Below are 22,228 nucleotides of genomic sequence, written 5' to 3'. Positions count from 1 at the left end.
GATAACTTATCCTTCGATAAACAAGAGGTTCGCCATGCCTGTCTCGCGACTCGCGCATTACTCGATCCGCACGCCTGATCTCGAAGCCTCGTGCCGCTTCTACGAACGCGTGCTCGGCTTCAGACGCGGCTACCGCCCGCCGTTCGACTTTCCGGGCGCGTGGCTCTATCTCGGCGACGACGAAGCCGATTACGGCACGGTCCACCTGATCGGCATCGATCCGGCCAACCCCCACGGGCTGGCCGCGTATCTCGGCGACAAGCCCGTGCCGGCCGCGGGCACCGGCACCGTCGACCACATCGCGTTCGTCGCGACCGGCGTCGAGGCGATGTGGCGCACGCTGCGTGACGAGCGCATCGCGTGGCGCGACCGCACCGTGCCGAGCCTCGGGCTGCATCAGGTGTTCATCGAGGATCCGTCGGGCGTGACGATCGAACTGAACTACCCGGCCGCCGAAGTCGCCGGCCTCGACATACGCGGCGCCGCAGCGGCCGCCGCCACCCGTGGAGACTGACATGCGCACCACTTCGACGCATCGCAAGGCCGCCATCGTCGGCGGCTCGCTGGGCGGGCTGTTCGCCGCGAACCTGCTGCTGCGCCACGGCTGGGACGTGGACGTGTTCGAACGCGTGCCCGACGCGCTGTCCGGCCGGGGCGCCGGCATCGTCACGCATCCGGAGCTGTTCGACGTGCTGCGCGCGGCCGGCGTGCGCATCGACGCATCGATCGGCGTGAACGTCGAATCGCGCATCACGCTGGCGCGGGACGGTTCACTCGCCGCCGAGCGGCAACAGCCGCAGACGCTGACCGCATGGAGCAAGATGTACCACGTGTTGCGCGCCGCGCTGCCCGACCAGCACCATCACGCGGGGGCCGTCGTCGCCGACGTCGCGGACGGGCCCGAGCGCGCGACGCTCACGCTGGCCGACGGGTCGGTCGTGCATGCCGACCTCGTCGTCGCGGCCGACGGCTTCCGTTCGGCAATCCGCGAACGGTTGCTGCCGGACGCGCGCCTGCAGTACGCGGGCTATGTCGCGTGGCGCGGCCTCGTCGACGAACGCGAACTGTCCGGGCGCACGCATGCGGCGCTGTTCGACAAGTTCGCGTTCGGCCTGCCGCCGCACGAGCAGATCCTCGGCTACCCGGTCGCCGGCCAGCACAACAGCACGCAGCCCGGGGAGCGCCGCTACAACTTCGTGTGGTATCGCGCGACCCGCGAGGACACCGACCTGCCGAACCTGCTCACCGACGCGACGGGCAAGCTGTGGGCGGCCGGCATTCCACCGACGCTGATCCGCCGCGACGTGCTCGCCGACATGGAAGACGCCGCGCATGCATTGCTCGCGCCGCAGTTCGCGGAAGTCGTGTCGCGCGCCGCGCAGCCGCTGTTCCAGCCGATCTACGATCTCGAGGTGCCGCGCATGGCGTTCGGCCGCATCGCGCTGCTCGGCGATGCCGCATTCGTCGCGCGGCCGCATTGCGGAATGGGCGTCACGAAGGCCGCGGGCGACGCGCTGGCGCTCGTCGGCGCGCTGGCCGCGCATGCCGATCCGCTCGACGCACTGCACGCGTACAGCGACACGCGCACCGCGTTCGGCGCCGCGATCGTCGAACACGCGCGCCATCTCGGCGCGTACATGCAGGCGCAACTGAAGAACGACACCGAACGCGAGATGGCCGAGCGTTACCGCACCGCGGAAGTCGTGATGCGCGAAACGGCCGTGCCGCCGTCGCTCTGACCATCGACGGGCGCATGCACGACGTGTCGCGCCCGCCGCATCGCGCCCCATCCGACACCGACAAGGAGACACCGTGAACCGCTCGATTCCGGCTGCCGCCGGCCCCGCACCCGATCCGGACCTGCCCGCCGCGGCCACGCATCCGCTGCCGCGCGATGCCCGCTTCCGCCATCTCGTCACGCGAAGGAGGCGATTCGCGTGGTCGCTGACCGCGGTCATGCTCGCGCTTTACTTCGCATTCATCCTGTCGCTCGCGTTCTCGCCGGCATGGCTCGGCCGACCGATCGTGGCGGGCCGCCCGACCACGTGGGGCATCCCGGTCGGTTTCGGCATGTTCGTCGCGACGTTCGCACTCGTCGCGCTGTACGTGTGGCGTGCGAATGCGGTGCACGACGCGCTCGTCGCGTCGATCCGCGACGGAGGCGGCCAATGAAACGCACCGTCGCCATCCTCGTCACCGCGGCCGCGATCGCCACGGCGCCGGCGTTCGCGGCCGGCCCCGCCGCGCTCGCCCACATGCACAATCCGGTCGCCATCGGCATGTTCGTGCTGTTCGTCGCGTCGACGCTCGTCATCACGCGCTGGGCCGCCCGCCAGAACCGCAGCGTCGCCGATCATTACGCGGCCGGCGGGCGCATCACCGCGCTGCAGAACGGCTGGGCGATCGCCGGCGACTACATGTCGGCCGCGTCGCTGCTCGGCATCTCGGCGCTCGTGTTCACGAGCGGTTACGACGGGCTGATCTATTCGGTCGGCTTTCTCGCGAGCTGGCCGATCATCCTGTTCCTGATCGCGGAGCCGTTGCGCAATCTCGGCAAGTACACGCTCGCCGACGTCGTGTCGTATCGGCTGCAGCAACGGCCGATCCGTGCGTTCGCCGCGTCGAGCTCGATCGTCATCGTCCTGCTGTATCTCGTGTCGCAGATGGTCGGCGCCGGCAAGCTCGTCGAGCTGCTGTTCGGGCTCGACTACACGGTCGCGGTAGTGATCGTCGGCGTGCTGATGGTCGTCTACGTATTCTTCGGCGGCATGCTCGCCACCACGTGGATCCAGATCGTCAAGGCCGTGCTGTTGCTCGCCGGCGCAGCCTTCATGGCGTTCATGGTGCTGAGCCGCTTCGGCTTCAGCCTCGACGCGCTGTTCGCGCAGGCGTTGCGCGTCCATCCGAAGCACGCGGCCATCATGCGGCCGGGCGGCCTCGTGTCCGATCCGGTGTCCGCGGTATCGCTCGGCCTCGCGCTGATCTTCGGCACGGCCGGCCTGCCGCACATCCTGATGCGCTTCTTCACGGTCGGCGACGTCGGCGCGGCGCGCAAGAGCATCCTCCATGCGACGGGCATCGTCGGGGCCGGCTATGCGCTGATCATCGTGATCGGCTTCGGCACGATCGCGCTCGTCGCGGCGGACCCGCGGTATCACGATGCGTCCGGCGCGGTCGCGGGCGGCGCGAACATGGTGGCGATCCATCTCGCGCATGCGGTCGGCGGCAACTTTTTCCTCGGCTTCATCTGCGCGGTCGCGTTCTCGACGATTCTCGCCGTGGTCGCCGGGCTGACGCTCGCCGGCTCGTCCGCGATCTCGCACGACCTCTATGCGAACGTGCTGCGCCGCGGCCGGGCGACCGACCGCGACGAAATGCGCGTCGCACGCGCGACGACGCTGGTGCTCGGCGTGCTCGCGATCGTACTGGGCATCGCATTCGAGAAGCAGAACATCGCGTTCATCGTCAGCCTCACGTTCTCGATCGCCGCCAGCTCGAACTTTCCGGTGCTGCTGCTCTCGATCTACTGGCGCGGCCTGACGACGCGCGGCGCGGTGGCCGGCGGCACGATCGGCCTCGTCACGGCGGTCACGCTCACCGTGCTGAGCCCGACCGTCTGGGTCCAGGTGCTCGGCCATGCGCACGCGCCCTACCCGTACGAATATCCGGCGCTGTTCTCGATGGCCGCCGCGTTCATCGCGATCGTCGCGGTATCGGCCACCGACGGGTCGGCCCGCGCGCGACGCGAACGCGCGCGCTTCGACGCGCAGCTCGTCGCATGCGAACTCGGCACCCTGCCGCGCCACGGCGCGCGGCAACACGACAATCCCGACCTGGAGACGATTCGATGACCTGCCCCTGCTGTCTGTCCGCCGGGCGCCGCCGCATGCTCGGCGCGTTCGCCGCGCTTGCCGGCGCGACCGTTGCCGGACGCCCCGCCGCGGCGGCGCAACCGGCGCAACCGGCGCCCGCGTCGGCCGCGTCGGCCGCGTCGCCCGCTTCGGCCACGCTGGCTGGCCGGCGTCCGCGCGCGATCGACATCCACGCGCATTACTACCCGGAAAACTTCTGCGACCTCGTCGGCGGCGAAGGCCAGCGCTTCGGCGGCGCATTCGCGTGCGACGGCACAACGTTCACGTTCCGCACGCCGGCCGGCGGCCTCGGGCCGCTGCCGATGAAATTCATCGACGTCGATGCGCGGCTCGCGGACATGGACGCGTCGGGCGTCGACGTGCAGGCGCTGTCGCTGAGCGTGCCGATGGCGTACTGGGGCGACCGGCCGTTCAACGCGAAACTGGCGCGCGCATGGAATACGGCCGCGTCGCGCGTGCACCAGCAGCATCCGGCGCGCTTCGTCGTACTCGCGACGCTGCCGATGCTCGACGCGGCCGACGCGATCGACGAGCTCGAGCGCGCGTCGACGCTGCCGGGCGTGCGCGGCGTGTACATGGGCACGAACATCGACAACCGCGACCTCGACGATCCGCGGTTCGCGCCGGTGTTCGCGCGCATCGAACAGCTCGGGCTGCCGGTATTCCTGCATCCGCAGCAAACCGTCGGCGGCGCGCGCCTCGGCGATTTCTACCTGAGCAACCTGCTCGGCAATCCGTTCGATACGGCCATCGCGGCCTCGCACCTGATCCTCGGCGGCGTGCTCGACCGCCATCCGGCGCTGCATGTCACGCTGCCGCATGCGGGCGGCGCGCTGCCGATCCTCGTCGGCCGGCTGGACGCCGGCTGGACCGTCCGGCCGGAAACGCGCCGGCTCGCGCACAAGCCGAGCAGCTATTTGCGGCGCTTCAGCTACGACACGGTGTCCCACTCGGGGCCGGTGCTGAGCTTCCTGATCGAGAACGTCGGCATCGACCGGCTGGTGCTCGGCAGCGACTATTGCTTCGACATGGGCTACGCGCAACCGGTGCGTTTTCTCGATCGGCTGGACCTGCCCGACGACCAGCGCGCGATGGTGCTCGGCGGCAATGCGGGCCGGCTGCTGCGGATCTAGCTGGCGCGCGCGTGCCGGATGTCGCCGAACCGGCCCAGCCCGCCGTTCAGAACGTTTCAGCCGGACTTCAGGAAATGATGCGGGCGTCTGCGTAGACTGGCTGCAAGAGCGACCGCGCTGGCCAGCCCGCGCGCCTTTTCGACTGATGGAGTGACGACGTGAATCCAGTTGCCAATTACCGCCTCGCCGCAACGCGTTCGCGGCCCGGCCGGCCGCCGCACGACGGCCCGGGCACGCCGCGCGCGACGTGCGGCGCACCGCTTCGCGCGGAGCGCGCATGAAGCACAAACGACTCTGGTTCGGCGCGTCCGGCATCGCGGTCGCCGGCCTGGCGATCGCGATCGGCATCATGGTGCGGCCGTCGATCGCGCCGATCGATCCGCCCGCCCCCGCTTCGTTCGATCCGCAACTCGTGCGCGCCGGCGCGCGCGTCGTCGCGCTCGGCGACTGCGTCGTGTGCCACACCGCGAAGGACGGCAAGCCGTTCGCGGGCGGGCTGCCGCTCGCGACGCCGTTCGGCACGATCTACGCGACCAACATCACGCCGGATGCCGAAACGGGGATCGGCCGCTGGTCGCGCGACGCGTTCGCCCGCGCGCTGCGCACCGGCATCGGACGCAACGGCCAGCCGCTCTACCCGGCGTTTCCGTACATTCATTTCACGCGGATGTCCGACGACGACATCGCCGCCGCGTATGCGTACCTGATGACCCGCGAGCCGGTGCGCGCGACGACGCCCGCCAACGACCTGATATTCCCGCTGAACTTCCGGCCGCTGGTGGCGTTCTGGAACGTGCTGTTCCTGCACGAAGGCGCATATCAACCCGACCCTGCGCAGTCCGCGCAATGGAACCGCGGCAGGATGCTCGTCGACGGGCTCGGCCACTGCGCATCGTGCCATTCGCCGCTGAACGCGATCGGCGGCGAGCAGCGCGGCCGCGCGTTCGACGGCGGCATTGTCGACGGCTGGGAAGCGCCGCCGCTCAATGCGCTCGGCGATGCCGCGCGGCCGTGGACGCAGGCGCAGCTCGTCACCTACCTGCGCACCGGCCGCGCGAGCGAGCACGGCGCGGCGGCCGGGCCGATGCTGCCTGTCACGCGCGACCTCGCGACGGTGCCGGTGGAGGACGTCGAGGCGATCGCCGCGTACATCCTGTCGATCCAGAAACCGGCGAACGCACGTGCGGCCGCGGCTGCGCATCCGGTCGAACGCGTCGCGACGACGCCGGCCGCGCAGCGCGGCGCGGTGCTGTTCCAGGCATCGTGCGCGCAGTGCCACGGGCCGGCCGCGCCGATGCAGTCGATCGGCGAACGGCCGACGCTCGCGTTCAGCACGGCGGTCAACGCAGACACGCCGCGCAACGCGATCCAGATGATGTTCAACGGCATCGGCTGGCACGGCGAGGATACGCTCAACTACATGCCGTCGTTCATCGACCAGTACGACGACGCGCAGATCGCCGATCTCGCCGCGTACGTGCGAGAAACCTATACCGACCGCCCCGCGTGGTCGGGCGTCGACGCGATGGCCGCGAAGCTCAGAAAAGAGGACACCGCACGATGATCACCCTCACCGTCAACGGCGTGCGCCACACGCTGGACATCGACCCGTCCACGCCGCTGCTGTACGCGCTACGCAACGACCTGCACCTGCACGGCGCGAAGTTCGGCTGCGGCCTCGGGCAGTGCGGCGCGTGCACCGTGATCGTCGACGGCAAGCCGACGTTCTCGTGCCTGATGCCGGTGGCCGCGGTCGGTTCGCGCAGTGTGCGTACCATCGAGAGCCTCGGCACCGCCGAGCGTCCGGGCCCGCTGCAACGCGCGTTCGTCGAGCATCAGGCCGCGCAGTGCGGCTACTGCATCGCCGGGATGATCATGCGCGCGCAGGCGCTGCTCGAACGCAACCCGAAACCGACCGAACAGGAACTGCGCACGCACATGGAACCGAACCTGTGCCGCTGCGGCACGCACATGCGGATTCTCGCGGCGGTGCGCTCGGTCGCGGGGCTGCCGGCCCCCGAACCCGCTTCCGCTCCCGTCACGATCAGCAAGGGGCTGTAATGAATTCCCACGACGACATCGACGAAAGCCGCCGGCACTTCATCGTCTCCGGCGCGCTGTTCGTCGCGTTCAGTCTCGCGCCCGCGTCGCGCGCGGCCGCGCAGCTGGTGATCGCCGACGAAGGCGCGGCCGTGCACGTGGCGAAAGCCACGCAGGCGCTCGCCGGCAGCCTGAAGACCAATCCGCTGCTCGACGCGTGGATCAAGATCGCGCCCGACGGCAAGGTCACCGTGTTTACCGGCAAGGTCGAGCTCGGCACCGGCGTGCGCACGGCGCTGCTGCAGGTGGCCGCCGAGGAACTGGACATGAAGCCGTCGCTGATCACGTTCCTGACAGCCGACACCGGCGCGTCGCCCGACGAGGGCCTGACGGCCGGCAGCCACACGATGGCCGACAGCGGCTCCGCGCTGCTGAACGCGGCCGCGCAGGTGCGTGCGCTGCTGGTGGAAGGCGCGGCGAAGCGCTTCGGCGTCGAGCCGCGCGTGCTGACGACCGCCGACGCGGTGATCACGGCGCCCGACGGACGCACGATGACCTACGGCGACGCGATCCGCACGGTCGACCTGCATCGCAATGCGACGCCCACGTCGCCGCTGAAGAACCCGGCGACGTTCGCCGTGATCGGCACGTCGCTGCCGCGCGTCGACATTCCGAACAAGGTCACGGGCGGCGTCAGCTACGTGCAGGACATGCAGTTGCCCGGCATGCTGCACGCGCGCGTCGTGATGCCGCCGGTATATGAAGCGAAGCTGCTGTCGTTCGACGAAGCCGCGGTCCTGAAGCTGCCGGGCGTCGTGCGGGTCGTGCGCAACGGCAGCATGCTCGCGGTCGTCGCGCAGGGCGAATGGCAGGCGGTGGTCGCGCAGCGCGCGCTCGCCGCCGGCTGCCGCTGGTCGCCGGGCCGCACGCTGCCCGAGCGCGGCACCGTGCACGCGGACCTGAAGCGGATCGCGACACAGCGCATCGAGATCGCGAACACGCACGCGGCCACCGCACCAGCCGTGAAGACGCTCAATGCGACGTTCCTGAAGAACTACCTGCTGCACGGGTCGATCGGGCCGTCGTGTTCGGTCGCGCATCTCGAGAACGGGATGATGACGGTGTGGACGCACTCGCAGGGCGTCTACCCGCTGCGCGACGCGCTCGCCGAGATGCTGTCGATGCCGAAGGCGAGCATCCGCTGCATTCACACCGAGGGGTCGGGCTGCTACGGGCACAATGCGGCGGACGACGCGGCCGCGCACGCCGCGCTGATCGCCGCCGCGATGCCGGGCAAGCCGATTCGCGTGCAATGGATGCGCGAACAGGAACACACGTGGGACCACTTCACGCCCGCGATGGTGACGGAGGTCAGCGCATCGCTGGACGCGAGCGGGCGCATCGTCGACTGGAACTATGCGTTGTGGAGCAGCTCGCACAACGAGCGGATCGTCAACGCCGGCCGGCTGCTGCCGGCGCGCATGCTGGAGCCGCCGTTCGTGCCCGCTCCGTCGACGCCGATGCTGCAACCGGAAGGCGGCGGCGACCGCAACGCGATTCCGCTGTATGCGCTGCCGAACCAGCACATCGTCAACAACTTCTCGCCGACGATGCCGCTGCAGACCTCCGCGATGCGCTCGCTCGGCGCGCACACCAACGTCTGGGCGATCGAAAGCTTCATGGACGAGCTCGCGCACGCGGCCGGCGTCGATCCGGTCGAATTCCGGCTGCGCCACATGGACGACCATCGCGCGCGGCAGGTGATCAAGCTCGCCGCGACGCACTTCGGCTGGCCGCGGCCGCCGCGTGCGCGCAACCACGGCGTCGGCTTCGCGTTCGGCAAGTACAAGAACCTGATGGCCTACGTCGCGATCGCGGTCGAGGTGTCGGTCGTGCCGGAAACCGGCCAGGTGACGCTCGAGCGCGCGGAAGCGGCGGTCGACGCGGGCCAGGTCGTGTCGCCGGACGGGATCCGCAACCAGATCGAGGGCGGCATCGTGCAGGCCGCGAGCTGGACGCTGTACGAGGCGCTGAAGTACGACACCGAACGGATTCGCAGCTTCGACTGGAGCAGCTATCCGATCCTGCGTTTCTCGGCGGCGCCGCAAAGCGTGAAGGTTCATCTGATCAATCGTCCCGGCGCGCCGTTTCTCGGCGCGGCCGAGGCGTCGATGGGGCCGACCGCCGGCGCGCTGGCCAACGCGATCTTCGACGCGACCGGCCAGCGCATGCGTGAAATGCCGTTTGCCGGCGACGCGCTGAGAAAGCGCATCGACGCATAGCGGCCCGGTCGCCCCCGCTACGCGATACCCGATATCCGACCAGACGGCGCCGGCACGCACCGGCGCCGCATGCCGACAGGCTGGAGAACTTCCGACGATGGATACCTTGCTTTCGATGCGCGTGTTCACGCGCATCGTCGAAACCGGCAGCTTCACGCGCGCGTCCGACACGACCGGCCTCACCACGCCGCGCGTGTCGGCGCTGCTGAGCGGTCTCGAGCAGCACCTCGGCTGCCGGCTGCTGAACCGCACCACGCGCCGCATCTCGCTGACCGAGGACGGCCAGGCCTACTACGAACGGTCCGTCGCGGTGCTGCGCGAGATCGACGACATGGAGGCGTCGGTCTCGCAGGCGCGCAACGTGCCGCGCGGCCGGCTGAAGGTGAACCTGCCGCCGGCGATGGCGAAGCAGGTCGTGGTGCCCGCGCTGCCGGCGTTTCTCGACGCCCATCCGGACATCATGCTCGAACTCGGCGTGACCGACCGGCAGATCGACCTCGTCGGCGAAGGGGTCGACTGCGTGGTGCGCATCGGCGCGCTGGACGATTCGGGAATGATCGCGCGGCGGATCGGCAGCCTGACCACCTGCACGTGCGGCTCGCCCGCGTATTTCGCGCGGTTCGGCGAGCCGGAGACCGTCGACGATCTCGCGCGGCACGTCGCGGTCAGTCACATCTCCGCCGATACCGGGCGGCCGCGCGCGTGGGACTACGTGGTCGACGGCGAGCCGCGCATCGTGCAGATGTGCGGCACCGTGGCCGTCAACGACGCGGACAACTACATCGAGTGCGGCGTCGCCGGCATCGGGCTGATCAAGACGTCGCTGTACCTCGTCGAGCCGTACCTGAAATCGGGCCGGCTGCGCGAGGTGCTGACCGATTTCAACGCGCCGGCCCGGCCGATCTCGGTGCTGTATCCGCCCAATCGCCACATTCCGGTCAAGCTGAAGGTGTTCGTCGACTGGCTCGCGGGGCTGTTCGAGCAGATTCCGACGCTGCAGGGCAAACGCGGCTGAGCCCGCCCGGCGCGGCACCTTTGCGTGCCGCGCAACGCTCGATTGCGCGGCGTTCCGCTTCCGGCTTTATCGATTGATCAATAGTATTGACGGCAATGCGGTGCACCGTATCGCGGCCGGCCTCCATGCCGGCGCGGCGCTCCGGTAGCCGGCCTTTCCCTTTTCCAGGAGTCGACCATGTCAACGGATTCAACACCGCTCGCGCCGCCCGCGCACGGCGCCAGGCTCACGCAGGGGCTGATCCTGCTGTTCGCCTTCAGTTGCGGCGCGATCGTCGCGAACCTGTACTACGCGCAACCGATCACGGAGCTCATCGCGCCGAGCCTGCACATGTCCGGCGACACGGCGAGCCTGATCGTGTCGCTGACGCAGATCGGCTATGCGTTCGGCCTGTTCTTCATCGTGCCGCTCGGCGACCTGCTCGAGAACCGCAAGCTGATGATCGTGACGGCCGTCGTGTCGATCGCGAGCCTCGCGGCGGCGGCGCTCGTGCGCACGCCCGGGCTCTTTCTCGCGGTTTCGCTGCTGATCGGGTTCAGTTCGGTGGCCGTGCAGATTCTCGTGCCGCTCGCCGCGCACCTCGCGCCGGATCATTCGCGCGGTCGCATCGTCGGCACGATCATGAGCGGGCTGCTACTCGGCATCCTGCTGGCCCGCCCGCTGTCGAGCGTGGTGGCCGACGCATTCGGCTGGCGCTTCGTGTTCGCGGCCGCGGCCGTGCTGATGACGCTCGTCACGGCCGTGCTCGCGCTGACGATTCCGTCGCGCCAGCCCGATCACCGCGCGACCTATTTCGAGCTGATCGGCTCGCTGCTGCACCTCGTTCGCACGATGCCGGTGCTGCGCCACCGCGCGTTCTACCAGGGCCTGATGTTCGCGTCGTTCAGCCTGTTCTGGACGGCCGTGCCGGTCGAACTGACGCGTCACTATGGACTGTCGCAATCGGCGATCGGCCTGTTCGCGCTGGTCGGTGCGATCGGCGCGACGTCGGCGCCGGTAGCCGGGCGTCTGGCGGATGCCGGCCATACGGTGCGCGCGACGCTGATCGCGCTCGTGGCCGGCGCGCTGTCGTATGCGGTCGGGTTCGTGCACGGCACCGGCCTGTACGGGCTCGTCGTCACCGGCATCGTGCTCGACTTCGCGGTGCAGATGAACATGGTGCTCGGCCAGCGCGAGATCTACGCACTGCACGCGGCGAGCCGCAACCGGCTGAACGCGCTGTACATGACGAGCATCTTCGTCGGCGGCGCCGTCGGCTCCGCGCTCGCGAGCCCGCTGTACGAGCGTGGCGGCTGGCCGCTCGTCGCCGCGGCGGCCGGCGCGTTCCCGATCGTCGCGCTCGCCCACTACCTGCTCGTCGGGCGGACGCACGCGCAACGTCACGCCGCGGGTTGAGCCGCCCTCACCCATCGAATCGATCCGTTCGCGGGGCGCGCCGCCGCCCCGCTCCACGTCGAACCACAGGAGTCCATCATGTCTTCCCTGCTCAGTGCCTACGATCTGCGCGGCCTCGCGCTGCCGAACCGCGTCGTGATGGGGCCGATGACGCGCTCGCGCGCGCCGTCGCGCGGCCTGCCCACCGAACTGATGGCCGAGTACTACGCGCAGCGCGCGTCGGCCGGCCTGATCGTGACCGAGGCCACCAACGTCAGCGCGGCTTCCGCGGCGTTCGAGCTGACGCCCGGCCTCGTCGACGATGCACAGGCCGCCGGCTGGAAAATCGTCACCGACGCCGTCCACGCGAACGGCGGGCGCATCTTCGCGCAGCTGTGGCACGGCGGCCGCGTCAGCTCGCTGACGCTGCTCGGCGGCGCCGCGCCGCTGTCGCCGTCCGGCGTGAACGACGACCTCGAACAGTTGCAGGTCTGGGCACAGTTGCAGAACGGCTACTACACGAAGATTCATGCGACGCAGTCGCGCGCGATGACGACCGATGAAGTCGTCGCGACCGTCGACGAATTCCGGCAGGCGGCCGCGCGCGCGATGGCCGCGGGCTTCGACGGTGTCGAGATCCATGCGGCCAACGGCTACCTGCCGCACCAGTTCCTGTCGTCGACGCTGAACCGCCGCGACGATCGCTACGGCGGCTCGGTCGCGAACCGCGCGCGCTTTCTCGAGGAAATCGTCGACGCGGTCGGCGGCGTGATGCCGTTGAACCGCGTCGGCGTGCGCATCTCGCCGTACGCGAAATACAACAACGTGCGCGACGCCGACCCCGACGCGACGCTCGCCTACGTCGGCCGGATGCTCGACGCGGCAGGCGTCGCCTATCTGCACGCGGCCGATACCAACGGCTGGAGCGGCGAGCCCGATCTGCCGCGCATCGTCGAGCACGCGCGGCGGTCGTTCCGTGGCACGCTGATCGTCAACGGCGGCATTTCACCGGACGCGGCGAACGCGCTGATCGACGCGGGCGACGCCGATCTCGTCGCGTTTGCGCGTGCGTACATCGCGAACCCGGATCTCGTGGAGCGCATCGCGGCCCGCGCACCGCTCGCGGAGCCGAAGACCATCGGCTGGTACGGCGGCGACCGCGCCGGCTACGTCGACTATGCGCGGCACGACGCCGCGCAGTCGCACGCGTGATCCGCGCATGCGGCGCGCAGGGCCCGGCATGCCGGGCGCGGTGCCGCAACGCGTCCGGCCACCGCGTGCCGGAGCGGCGCCGTCACGTATCGTTCCACCGCGCGCCCAGCACGCGCCCGCAGAAATTCGGCCGATGAAAATCCGGATCCGCGCGTTCGAGCACGTCGGCACTCCACGTGCCGAACGTCGATTGCGGCCGATGTTCGACGCCGCGCGCGACCGTCGCGAGGAACGTTTCGCGAAAACCGCTGCCGCGCGGATACGCGGCCAGCAACGCGTCACGCTCGTCGAGCGTGTATGCGTCGAAGTCGGTCGCCATCAGATCGGTCGACACGGCGGCCGCCAGCGCGCGCGCGAGCGGCGACGCGCGGGCGGCCACGCCGGGCGTCGTATGCAGCGCGATCGCCTGCCACACGTCGTCGCGCACGCGTCGCGAGCGCCGATGGCGCAACAGCAGCGCGCATGCGGCATCGGCGCCGTCGAGCTCGTAGCGCTCGGTCGAGCGGCAATACGCATGGCTCAACCCCATGTTCGCGTACATCGCGGCGACGTACAGCGCGTCGGCGTCGCATGCGTTGCATGCGTCGCCTGCCCGCCGCGCGGCGAGCGACGCGAACACGAACACGCGCGCCGCGTGATCGACCAGCACGGCGGGCAACGACGCGCGGGCCGCGTCGGCCGCATCGAGCGCAACGGGCGTGCGCGGAATGCGAACGCCGGCCACTTCGTCGCCGATGGCCGGTGCGCGCGGGTGCGCAGCATTCATCCTGTCTCCTTCATGCCCCGCGCACGGGGCGGAAAATCGTTCAATGCCCGGGGGCGTCCGGCGCGCGGCGCGTCGCACACCGGCACGCGCCGCTCAAAACGCGACGCAGCAGCGGCCGAACGCTTCGCAGCGCTCGGCGGCCGCACTTGCCGTCGGATAGCGCGGCCGCGCGAAACGGCGGCCGTGACCGCGCGCCCGGCACGCATCGCTGCCGGGCGCCGCGCATGCGTCGCCCGCCGCCGATGCATGCGGACGGGCGAGCGCCGCGCCGCCGACGCCGCCTTCCGCGACCGGCGACCATGCGGGACTGACGGGCGGCGGCGGCGGCGCCAGCGGCGCGAATTCCTGCTCCGCGTGCACGACCTTGCCGTCGACGACCGTCAGCACCGACGACAACGCGGGGATGCGCCGTGCGTCGATCGTGAAGTAGTCGTCGCTCAGCACCGCGAAGTCGGCGTACCGGCCGGGCACCAGCGCGCCCTTGCGGTGCTCGTCGGCGGAGAACCATGCGCTGCCGACCGTATAGCGGCGCAGCGCCTCCATCGGGCCGAGCCGGTTGCGCGCCGGATACAGCGCGGTGCCGCCGACGGAGCGCCCCGACACCATCCAGTACAGCGCGACGAACGGGTTGTAGCTCGCCGCGCCCGTCGCCCCGGAGCCCGCGCCGACCGGCAGCCCGGCCGCGAGCATCGCGCGGATCGGCGGCGCGCGCGTGGCCGCCGCCGCGCCGTGGCGGGCGATGAAGGCTTCGCCCTGGAACGCCATGCGCGGCTGCACGGTGATGCCGCCGCCCAGCGCCGCGACACGCGCGATATTGGCATCCGAGATCGTCTCGCAGCGGTCGAAGCACCAGCGCAGCCCGTCGAACGGCGTGTCGCGATCCACCGCTTCGAACACGTCGAGGAAGCGGCCGATCGATTCGTCGTAGGTCGCATGCAGCCGGAACGGCCAGCGATGGCGCACGAGCAGCCGGACGACGGCCGCCAGGTCCGCGTCGACCGACGCGGCCATCTCGACGCACGGTTCGAGAAAATTCCCGAGATCGATCGCCGAGCACAGCAGCCGCTCGCCCGCGCCGCTCACGCGCAGGAACGCGTCGCCGTCGCCGGGCGCCGTCCGCGCGATCCATGTCGCGAAATCGTCGAGCTCGCGGCCGGCGTGCCGCGCGCCCAGCGCATAGGCGATGCGCGTCGTCAGTTCGCCGCGCCGCGCGAGCGTCGCGACCGCCGCGTAGTCGTCCGGATACGCGAGGCCGTCGCCGCCGGCGTCGATCGCGCTCGTCACGCCCACGCGGTTCAGCGCGCGCATGAACTGGCGCGTGGAGTTGAGCCGGTCGGCCGCATCGAGCATGGGCGCGCGGGCGAGCGCCGCGAACAGCACGGCCGGATCCCGACGCGCGAGCAGCAGCCCGGTCGGCCGCCCGTGGCGGTCGCGCCGCAGTTCGCCGCCGGGCGGATCGGGCGTGTCGCGGCCGTAGCCGAGCGCGCGCAGCGCGGCCGCATTCAGCCACGCGCTGTCGCCCAGATGCTGAATGAATACGGGCGTGTCGGGCGCGATCGCGTTGAGCTCGGCCACCGTCGGGCCGCGCTTTTCCGCGAACTGCAGCGCCGTCCAGCCGCCCGCCACGCGCGCCCATTGCGGCGCGGGCGTGCGTCGCACCTGCCGGCCCAGCAGTTCGAGCGCGTCGGCAAGCGACGGCACGCCGTCCCAGCGCACCTCGAGGTTGAAGTTCATGCCGCCGCGGATCGCCTGCAGGTGCGCATCGATCAGGCCCGGAATCACGGTACGGCCGTTCAGATCGATACGGGTCGTGCCGTCGCGCGCATGGCGCAGCACGTCGCGATCGTCGCCGGTCGCGACGATGGTCCCGTCCTTCACGGCGAGCGCGCGGACGAACGAGCGTCGTTCGTCCTGGGTCGCGATCTTGCCGTTGAAGACGACGAGGTCCGCCGAGCGCGCGGGTTCCGTCGCCCTAAGCACCGTCAGGCCTCCCGTGCGCGCCTGCGTGCGACATGCTGCTTGGCGCCGCTGCCTGACAAGCGGCCGCACCGCGCGCGTCGGCACGCATGCCGCGATCGCGCGGGCGCGCTGCTGCACCGGATTCGCGCATCGCTATGCCGCCTGCTGCGCCGCGTCGGCGGCATCGCGTCGCGCGCGCGTCCGGCACGGCGCGAGCGGCGCCTCCTGACGGACGAAGTTCTGCACGCGCAGCAGGCGACGCACGTCGTGCGCGCGCGAATCCGGATCGAAGTGCCGCGCGCCCGCGGCGACCAGCGTCGACGCCTGCGCGGTGTGCCCGCGCTCGATCAGGTGATCGGCGAGATCGAGCGAACTGCGCAGCGCCCACATCGCGGCGCCCTGCGCGTTCGCGGTCTGGATCGCCATCTGCAGATGACGATGGCCGTCGGCCTCGTACGCCACCGCGAGATCCGCGCCGACGGTGCGCGCCTGTTCGAGCATCGCGACGCCGTTCACCCGCAGCAATTCGGGGACGAACAGGTGCTCGCCGTGCGCGCGGCAGCGCGCGAGCGTCGCATCGAGCCGGGAGCGCGCTTCGTTCGCGCGACCGGTCCGCACGAGGCCCTCCGCGTACGCAACGGTCAACGGCGCGAGCAGACGCCGGAAACCGCTCGCCTCGACGCGCCGCAGCGCCGGTTCGAGGCGGGCGAGACCGGCGCCGGGATGGCCGGCCTGGATGTCGAACTGTCCGGTCAGGCATTCCGCGTGACTGCGCCAGATGTCGAAGCCGTGCGCGTCGGCGGTCGCGCGCAGCGTCGCGAGATAGTCGGAGGTGATGTCGTGATCGCCGTAGCGCAGTGCGATCGGCGCGGCGGCCGCACCGAGCACGATGCACAGCGTGAGCGCCGACGGGCCGCGGCGCGCGCACTCGACCGCCTGCGCGGCGACGCGCATCGCATGCTCGGGCTCGCCTTGCATCCAGAGCAGACGGATCAGCATCGTGCGCCCCAGCGTCGCCATGTCGACGCCGAGCGCGGCCTGCGCGCACGCCGGTTCGTCCGCGTCGGCGAGTTCGGCCGTCGCCGCTTCCAGCCGCTCGCGCGCCTGCGCATGCTCGCCGAAGTAATGCAGCGACGTCGCGACCATCGTGTTCGCCAGCAACCGCTGCGACCGGTCCCCGCGCCGCTCGGCCGCGCGCTCGAAGCGCGTCGCGTAGCGCAGCGATTCGTGGATGTCCGACAGCGTCAGCATCGTATGCCACAGCCCGACCAGCGCGCGCGCGTCGAACGCATCGTCGCCGATATGCGCGGCGAGACCGAGCGTGCGGTTCCACATCGCGGCGGCGGCCGGCGCATCGCCATCGGTATGCAGCAGCGCCGATGCGCAGGCCGCCCGCAGCCGCATCTCGCGCGCGGCGTCGACCGGGCCCGCGGCGCCCGTGTCGAGTGCGTCGAGTACCTGGCGCGCGCGCGCCGTGCACGCGCGCATCCGCGCCGGCTCGAGCAGCGCACGCGCCAGCCGGTCGGGCTCGGGCACGCCTGCGGCCACGGCGGCCACGGCGGCCTCCGCCGGTTCGTCCGCGGCCGGCGCGGGTGCATCCGCGGGCAGCGCGTCGGCGAGCGTCGCGGGACGCGCGGGCGCATGCTCGCGCTCGTACGCCGCGTGGCGCGCGACGATGCGTTCGAATTCGCCTTCGTTGTGCAGTTTTTCGAGCGCGTACGCGCGCGTCGATTCGGTCAGCCGGTAGCGCGCATACGCGCCATGGAACTCGACGGTCACCAGCGACTTCGCCACCAGCTCGCCGAGCACCGCGATCATGTCCGCGGCCGACGTGCCGGGCTCGGTCGCGACCGCGCGCGCGGCATCGAACGAAAACGGCCCGATGAAGCATCCCATCCGGCGAAACAGCGCGCGCGCGGCCGGATCGAGCAGCACGTAGCTCCAGTCGAACGTCGCCCGCAGCGTCTGATGACGCGGCAGCGCCGAGCGCAGCCCGCCCGTCAGCAGGTTCAGCCGGTCGTCGAGACGCGACGCGACGACCGCGAGCCCGAGCGTCGCCACGCGCGCCGCGGCCAGCTCGATCGCGAGCGGCAGCCCGTCGAGGCGCCGGCAGATGTCCGCGATCACCCGCACGCCGGCTTCGTCGACCGGGCAATCCGGCGCGGCCGTGCGCACGCGCTCCAGGAACAGCTCGACGGCCGAACAGCGAACCATTTCCGGGACGGACGCGCCGCCGTCCGGCACCGCGAGCGGGCTCATCCGCAGCACCGCTTCGGCCGAGATGTGCAGCGGCTCGCGGCTCGTCACGAGCACGCGCGGCGAGCCGGCGCGCGACGTCAGCGTTTCGACGAGGCTCGCCACCAGATCGACGATGTGCTCCGCGTTGTCGAGCACGAGCAGGCAGCGCGACGTCGCGAACGCGTCGCCGATGCGCTCGATGGCCGGCACGCCCTGCGTGTCGAGGCCGAGCTCGGCGGCCAGCGCGATCAGCATGTCGTCGCGCGTCGACGCGCGCGCCAGCTCGACGAACAGCACGCGCTCGCGCGAGCGGCTGCGCACGCCGTGCGCGACGCGCACGGCAAGACTCGTCTTGCCGATGCCGCCCGCGCCGACGAGCGTGACGACCGGCGTGCGCTCGAGCATGTCGACGATCTGCGCGATTTCGGCGTCGCGCCCGACGAGCGGCGCGAGCAGCGACGACGCGGGGGCGTCGGGCGGCGCCGCGACGGCCGGCGCGTCGGCCGCGGGCACGAGGTCCGGGCCGGGCGACGGGCTCGCGACCAGCAGATAGCCGCGCCCGGGCACCGTCTTGATCAGATCGCGGCTCGCGCCGAGCGCCTTGCGCAGCGTCGCCACATGCACCTGCAGCCGGTTTTCCTCGACGATCAGGCCCGGCCAGACCGCATCCATGATGTCGTCTTTCGACACGACCGAACCGCTCGCGCGGTGCAGGACCTCGAGAATGTCGAGCGCGCGCGCGCCGATGCGCAGCGACGCGCCGTGACGGCGAATGTCCCGCTGCTCGAAATCCACCGACAAAGTTCCGATCTGGACCATGGCCGCCTCCGGGTACCTCGGGATGAGCGCCGGGTGAACGCGGCAGTTCGCCCGGCGGAGAGTCCAAGTCCGGCGTGCTGCCGCGCCGGACGATAAATGTCGAAATACGGGTCGAGTGTAGAGGGGCATGCCGTGAAAATCTTGAAGGAAAATGCGCTGTCCGCGCATGCCGCGCACGCGCGGCCGGCACGATCGCTTGCGTGTAAAAGTGGGGCGCTATACTCTGCCGGGCCGCTCGCGCAGGCGTCGCGCCGGGGTACGCACTCACCGCGCGCACGCATTGAAAGCAATTTGTCAGGATGAAGAGCGGACGTTTATGCAAATTCATTTTGAACGTTCGCGCGCGCATCTAAACTGGACTCGTCATTTCACGCTCCGAGTCCCTCGCTGGGGAATTCCATGTCAGACTCCGTCATCGCAGCCCCGACGGCATCGCCTCCGCCACGGCCGAAAGACACGCTCGGGTGCGTGTCGAGCCTGCTGGCGAAGGATGTCGAGACGGCATCCGGCGGCCTGAAGCTCCACCGCAAATGCATGCGCGAAGCGCACGTCGAGCGAATCGACATGCCCGCGTGCGACCGCGGCTTCCTGGTCGGCGTGTCGCTGAACGGCGGCCACCGCCGCACGCTCTATGGGCGCGCCGGCGCGAGCGAGCGCCGGTTCCAGCATCACTCGATCTACATTCGCGACTTCTCGCGCCATTTCCACGCGGACCTGTACGGCAACTTCGACTTCGTGCTGGTCGAGCTGCCGCACCCGTATCTGGCGCGCATCGGCCCCGAACACGGCGGCAGCCCGGTCGACGGCCTCACGTGCCGCGTCGATGCGCGCGACCCGGTGCTCGGGCATCTCGCGCACGCGGTGGCCGACAGCCTCGACGCGCCCGGCCCGCTGAACGCGCTGTTCATCGAGCAGGTCGGGCTCGCGATGGGCACGCATCTCGTGCGCCGCTACGGCAACGTGCGCGCGCGCGAACTCGAGCACAAGGGCGCGCTGTCTCCCGCGAAGGTGGCGCTCGCCAAGGAGCTGTTGATGGAAAAGGCGGACCTCGGCGTGTCGATCGAGGAAGTGGCGAACGAATGCGACCTGTCGCGCGGCTATTTCATCCGCGCGTTCTCGCGCACCACGGGCCGCACGCCGCACCAGTGGCTGCTCGAACAGCGCGTGATGCGCGCGCGCGAACTGATCGAGACGTCCGACATGACGCTGGCCGACATCGCGGTCGCGTGCGGCTTCGCCGACCAGAGCCACCTGAACCGCGTATTCGCGCGGATCGTCGGGCACCCGCCCGGCGCGTGGCGGCGCGCACGGGCGCGCTGACCGGCGGCATGGCGCACGCCGGGACGTCACCGCACCGGCGTCGCGTCGTAGTTGACCGGCACCCAGTCGTATTGCGCACCGTCCCGGCGCAGGTGGCCGAGCCCGGGAAACGCGATATGCGCGGCCCCGACGAGATAGCGCCGCTCGGCGACGCGCTTCAGCGTATCCCGCCGCGTGCGGCGGGCGGCCTCGGCATCGCTGTCGTACTGGACCGTCGCGTCGACGTCGCGCAACTGGATCGCCGCCACGTGCACGATGTCGCCCCACGCGAGCAGGCCCGCGCGGCCGCTCTCGATCAGGTAAGCCGTATGGCCCGGCGTATGGCCGGGCATCGGCACCGCGCGAATGCCGGGCGCGAGCGTCGCGTCGCCGCGAAACGTCTTGAAGCGGCCGGCCGCGACGTACGGCGCGACCGCCGCGGCGGCCGCATCGAAGAACGACGCGAGAAACGCCGGCGCGTGCGCCTTGTTCGCCGGATCGAGCCAGTACGCGGCCTCGACGGCGTTCACCCGCACGACGGCATTCGGAAACGTCATCGCGCCATTCGACGCAATGCCGCCGACATGGTCCTTATGCAGGTGCGTGAGCAGCACTTCGTCGATCTGCGCGGGCGCGTAGCCGGCCGCGCGCAGATCGTCGAGCAGCTTGCCGCAGCAGTCGCCGTACAGCGTGCCGGCGCCCGCGTCGACGAGGATCCGCTTCGATCCGGTATCGACGAGGAACGCGTTGATCGACCCTTGCACGGGCGGCTCGAGGAATGCGCGGTCGAGGTCGCGCCGGATCTCGTCCTTCGAGATGTCGCGAAACACCGAGTCGACCGGAAACGGATGCGTGCCGTCGGACAGCGCGATCACCGTGAAGTCGCCGATCTTCAGCCGATAGAAGCCGGGCGGCTGCCGGCCCGCGGCGGGCACCGGCGCGTCGGGCTGCACGCCGGACGGCGCATCGGCCCGCACGCCGGCCTGCGCATGCGCCGCGGGCGCCAACAGGCCCGCGCACCCGGCCACGATCAACCAACGGGCCGTCTGCGCGACGCACGCGTGCCGAAACAGGTTCTTCATCGGATCTCCGTGACGAATCGTGCGCGTGGCCCGTCACGAACGGAACGGCCAGCGCAGCACGCGATGTCGCGCAGCTTATCGGCCGCCGCGGCGAAAATCCTGAGCGACGCCTGAATTGTCCTGAAGACACGCCGCACGCGATCCGGCCGCCGCGCCGCCCGGCGCTAGAATGCGAACCGCATGCAACGCGACGTTGCCACCCGCCCAAGGACGATCTCATGGACAAATTCTCCGCGCTGCGCGCGTTCGTCGAAGTCGCGGAAGCCGGCGGCTTCTCGAGCGCGGGGCGCCGGCTCGATCTCGCCGCTTCGTCGGTCGTGCGCGCGGTGGACGCGCTGGAGGCGTCGCTCGGCACCGTGCTGCTGAACCGCACGACGCGGCAAGTCACGCTGTCCGACGCGGGCGCCGTCTACTATGCGCGGGCGAAACGCGTGCTCGGCGAGCTCGCCGATGCCGACGCGCTGGTGGCCGACCGCGGCGACGCGCCGTCCGGCCCGCTGCGCGTATCGGTCCCCGTCGCCTACGGGCTGCGCCGCATCGCGCCGCACGTCGCCGCGTTCGTCGCGCGCCATCCGAAGCTCGACCTCGATCTGCAACTGACCGACGAACGCGTCGATCTCGTGGCCGCGCGGATCGACGTCGCGATCCGGCTCGGCGACGCGGCCCCGACCGCGGACGTCGTCGCGCGTCCGCTCGGCACGTTCCGGCGCTACGTGGTCGCGAGCCGCGGCTACCTCGACGCGCACGGCACGCCGGCGACACCCGGCGAACTCGTCGATCACGCGTGCCTGCGCTTTCATTTCGGCGTCGATCAGCAGGCGTGGACGTTCGCCGGCCCGCCACGCACGACGCAGGTCGTCGTCACCGGGCGGCTGAAATCGAATCACAGCGAGGTGCTGCGCGAGGCCGCGCTCGACGGCGCCGGCATCGCGCTGCTGCCCGACTGGCTGGTCGGGGCGGATATCGAAGCCGGCCGCCTGCAGCGGCTGTTCGACCAGTACGACGTGACGCCGGGCTCGGCGCGCGCGGTGATCACGGCCCTGTACCTGCCGAACCAGCGCGGCTCGAAGCGCGTGACCGCGTTCATCGATTTCGTCGAATCGCTCGCCCGCACGCAGCCCTGATACGCGAGAGCCG

General features: G+C 70.7%; 17 protein-coding genes. 13 read left to right on the top strand and 4 right to left on the bottom strand.

The window, feature by feature from the left end; genetic code table 11:
* The first annotated feature begins 34 nt into the window (after nucleotides 1–34).
* The 11 genes from KPB06_RS07380 (at nucleotide 35) to KPB06_RS07330 (ending at nucleotide 12,928) form a co-directional block, all read left to right on the top strand.
* Nucleotides 35–514, top strand: a complete 480-nt coding sequence (locus KPB06_RS07380) for a VOC family protein (protein WP_099318384.1) — start codon at nucleotides 35–37, stop codon at nucleotides 512–514.
* Between the two features lies 1 nt (nucleotide 515).
* Complete coding sequence (locus tag KPB06_RS07375; RefSeq protein WP_060310508.1) at nucleotides 516–1,739, top strand: FAD binding domain-containing protein; 1,224 nt, start codon at nucleotides 516–518, stop codon at nucleotides 1,737–1,739.
* Nucleotides 1,740–1,812: 73 nt separating this feature from the next.
* Nucleotides 1,813–2,172 carry a DUF485 domain-containing protein gene (locus tag KPB06_RS07370; protein WP_060310509.1) on the top strand — a complete coding sequence of 120 codons (360 nt, stop codon included), beginning with the start codon at nucleotides 1,813–1,815 and terminating at the stop codon, nucleotides 2,170–2,172.
* Nucleotides 2,169–3,851 (top strand): cation/acetate symporter ActP, encoded by a 1,683-nt coding sequence (actP, locus tag KPB06_RS07365; protein ID WP_275905425.1) that lies wholly within the window; start codon nucleotides 2,169–2,171, stop codon nucleotides 3,849–3,851. Before KPB06_RS07370 ends, actP begins: the two co-directional genes overlap by 4 nt.
* A complete protein-coding gene (locus tag KPB06_RS07360; RefSeq protein WP_059574841.1) occupies nucleotides 3,848–5,005 on the top strand; it encodes an amidohydrolase family protein in 1,158 nt (385 codons plus the stop codon). The genes actP and KPB06_RS07360 overlap by 4 nt, the downstream gene beginning before the upstream one ends.
* 277 nt (nucleotides 5,006–5,282) lie before the next feature.
* A complete protein-coding gene (locus tag KPB06_RS07355) occupies nucleotides 5,283–6,569 on the top strand; it encodes a c-type cytochrome (RefSeq protein WP_059574838.1) in 1,287 nt (428 codons plus the stop codon).
* A complete protein-coding gene (locus KPB06_RS07350) occupies nucleotides 6,566–7,066 on the top strand; it encodes a (2Fe-2S)-binding protein (RefSeq protein ID WP_059574836.1) in 501 nt (166 codons plus the stop codon). The genes KPB06_RS07355 and KPB06_RS07350 overlap by 4 nt, the downstream gene beginning before the upstream one ends.
* Entirely contained in the window at nucleotides 7,066–9,327 is a 2,262-nt protein-coding gene (locus tag KPB06_RS07345; protein ID WP_275905426.1) for a xanthine dehydrogenase family protein molybdopterin-binding subunit, read from the top strand. Before KPB06_RS07350 ends, KPB06_RS07345 begins: the two co-directional genes overlap by 1 nt.
* 97 nt (nucleotides 9,328–9,424) lie before the next feature.
* Nucleotides 9,425–10,342, top strand: a complete 918-nt coding sequence (locus KPB06_RS07340; protein ID WP_059640765.1) for a LysR family transcriptional regulator — start codon at nucleotides 9,425–9,427, stop codon at nucleotides 10,340–10,342.
* A gap of 177 nt (nucleotides 10,343–10,519) precedes the next feature.
* Nucleotides 10,520–11,737: an MFS transporter gene (locus tag KPB06_RS07335; protein ID WP_275905427.1), complete on the top strand. Its 1,218-nt coding sequence runs from the start codon at nucleotides 10,520–10,522 to the stop codon at nucleotides 11,735–11,737.
* 78 nt (nucleotides 11,738–11,815) lie between these two features.
* Nucleotides 11,816–12,928 carry an alkene reductase gene (locus KPB06_RS07330; protein WP_275905428.1) on the top strand — a complete coding sequence of 371 codons (1,113 nt, stop codon included), beginning with the start codon at nucleotides 11,816–11,818 and terminating at the stop codon, nucleotides 12,926–12,928.
* 82 nt (nucleotides 12,929–13,010) lie between these two features.
* On the opposite strand, the gene KPB06_RS07325 is transcribed toward KPB06_RS07330, so the two are convergent.
* The 3 genes from KPB06_RS07325 to KPB06_RS07315 form a co-directional block, all read right to left on the bottom strand.
* On the bottom strand, nucleotides 13,011–13,694 hold the full coding sequence (locus KPB06_RS07325; RefSeq protein ID WP_059574825.1) for an HD domain-containing protein: 684 nt from the start codon (nucleotides 13,692–13,694) through the stop codon (nucleotides 13,011–13,013).
* 93 nt (nucleotides 13,695–13,787) lie between these two features.
* A complete protein-coding gene (locus KPB06_RS07320) occupies nucleotides 13,788–15,674 on the bottom strand; it encodes an amidohydrolase (RefSeq protein WP_275920431.1) in 1,887 nt (628 codons plus the stop codon).
* Between the two features lie 132 nt (nucleotides 15,675–15,806).
* Complete coding sequence (locus tag KPB06_RS07315) at nucleotides 15,807–18,710, bottom strand: ATP-binding protein (RefSeq protein WP_060967347.1); 2,904 nt, start codon at nucleotides 18,708–18,710, stop codon at nucleotides 15,807–15,809.
* A 399-nt stretch (nucleotides 18,711–19,109) separates the two neighbouring features.
* Between KPB06_RS07315 and KPB06_RS07310 the strand changes: the two genes are divergently transcribed.
* Complete coding sequence (locus KPB06_RS07310) at nucleotides 19,110–20,030, top strand: helix-turn-helix domain-containing protein (RefSeq protein WP_059574821.1); 921 nt, start codon at nucleotides 19,110–19,112, stop codon at nucleotides 20,028–20,030.
* 26 nt (nucleotides 20,031–20,056) lie between these two features.
* Here the strand turns inward: KPB06_RS07310 and KPB06_RS07305 are convergent, their stop codons facing one another.
* Nucleotides 20,057–21,091 carry an MBL fold metallo-hydrolase gene (locus KPB06_RS07305; RefSeq protein ID WP_275905429.1) on the bottom strand — a complete coding sequence of 345 codons (1,035 nt, stop codon included), beginning with the start codon at nucleotides 21,089–21,091 and terminating at the stop codon, nucleotides 20,057–20,059.
* A 218-nt stretch (nucleotides 21,092–21,309) separates the two neighbouring features.
* On the opposite strand from KPB06_RS07305, the gene KPB06_RS07300 reads away from it, so the two are divergent.
* Nucleotides 21,310–22,215 carry a LysR family transcriptional regulator gene (locus tag KPB06_RS07300; protein WP_275905430.1) on the top strand — a complete coding sequence of 302 codons (906 nt, stop codon included), beginning with the start codon at nucleotides 21,310–21,312 and terminating at the stop codon, nucleotides 22,213–22,215.
* Nucleotides 22,216–22,228 lie beyond the last annotated feature (13 nt).

Origin of the sequence: Burkholderia semiarida, assembly GCF_029268935.1 — a bacterium.
Classification (GTDB): domain Bacteria; phylum Pseudomonadota; class Gammaproteobacteria; order Burkholderiales; family Burkholderiaceae; genus Burkholderia; species Burkholderia semiarida.
Note: the sequence above shows the minus strand (reverse complement) of the source record. Positions and strands in the feature narration are given on the sequence as shown.

Bases quoted from the DNA above. Each gene is read 5' to 3' on its own strand.
- KPB06_RS07335 (WP_275905427.1), top strand. From the start codon at position 10,520: ATGTCAACGGATTCAACACCGCTCGCGCCGCCCGCGCACGGCGCCAGG.
- KPB06_RS07360 (WP_059574841.1), top strand. From the start codon at position 3,848: ATGACCTGCCCCTGCTGTCTGTCCGCCGGGCGCCGCCGCATGCTCGGC.
- KPB06_RS07380 (WP_099318384.1), top strand. From the start codon at position 35: ATGCCTGTCTCGCGACTCGCGCATTACTCGATCCGCACGCCTGATCTC.
- KPB06_RS07315 (WP_060967347.1), bottom strand. From the start codon at position 18,710: ATGGTCCAGATCGGAACTTTGTCGGTGGATTTCGAGCAGCGGGACATT.
- KPB06_RS07305 (WP_275905429.1), bottom strand. From the start codon at position 21,091: ATGAAGAACCTGTTTCGGCACGCGTGCGTCGCGCAGACGGCCCGTTGG.
- KPB06_RS07325 (WP_059574825.1), bottom strand. From the start codon at position 13,694: ATGAATGCTGCGCACCCGCGCGCACCGGCCATCGGCGACGAAGTGGCC.
- KPB06_RS07340 (WP_059640765.1), top strand. From the start codon at position 9,425: ATGGATACCTTGCTTTCGATGCGCGTGTTCACGCGCATCGTCGAAACC.
- KPB06_RS07345 (WP_275905426.1), top strand. From the start codon at position 7,066: ATGAATTCCCACGACGACATCGACGAAAGCCGCCGGCACTTCATCGTC.
- actP (WP_275905425.1), top strand. From the start codon at position 2,169: ATGAAACGCACCGTCGCCATCCTCGTCACCGCGGCCGCGATCGCCACG.
- KPB06_RS07330 (WP_275905428.1), top strand. From the start codon at position 11,816: ATGTCTTCCCTGCTCAGTGCCTACGATCTGCGCGGCCTCGCGCTGCCG.
- KPB06_RS07300 (WP_275905430.1), top strand. From the start codon at position 21,310: ATGGACAAATTCTCCGCGCTGCGCGCGTTCGTCGAAGTCGCGGAAGCC.
- KPB06_RS07310 (WP_059574821.1), top strand. From the start codon at position 19,110: ATGTCAGACTCCGTCATCGCAGCCCCGACGGCATCGCCTCCGCCACGG.
- KPB06_RS07355 (WP_059574838.1), top strand. From the start codon at position 5,283: ATGAAGCACAAACGACTCTGGTTCGGCGCGTCCGGCATCGCGGTCGCC.
- KPB06_RS07350 (WP_059574836.1), top strand. From the start codon at position 6,566: ATGATCACCCTCACCGTCAACGGCGTGCGCCACACGCTGGACATCGAC.
- KPB06_RS07375 (WP_060310508.1), top strand. From the start codon at position 516: ATGCGCACCACTTCGACGCATCGCAAGGCCGCCATCGTCGGCGGCTCG.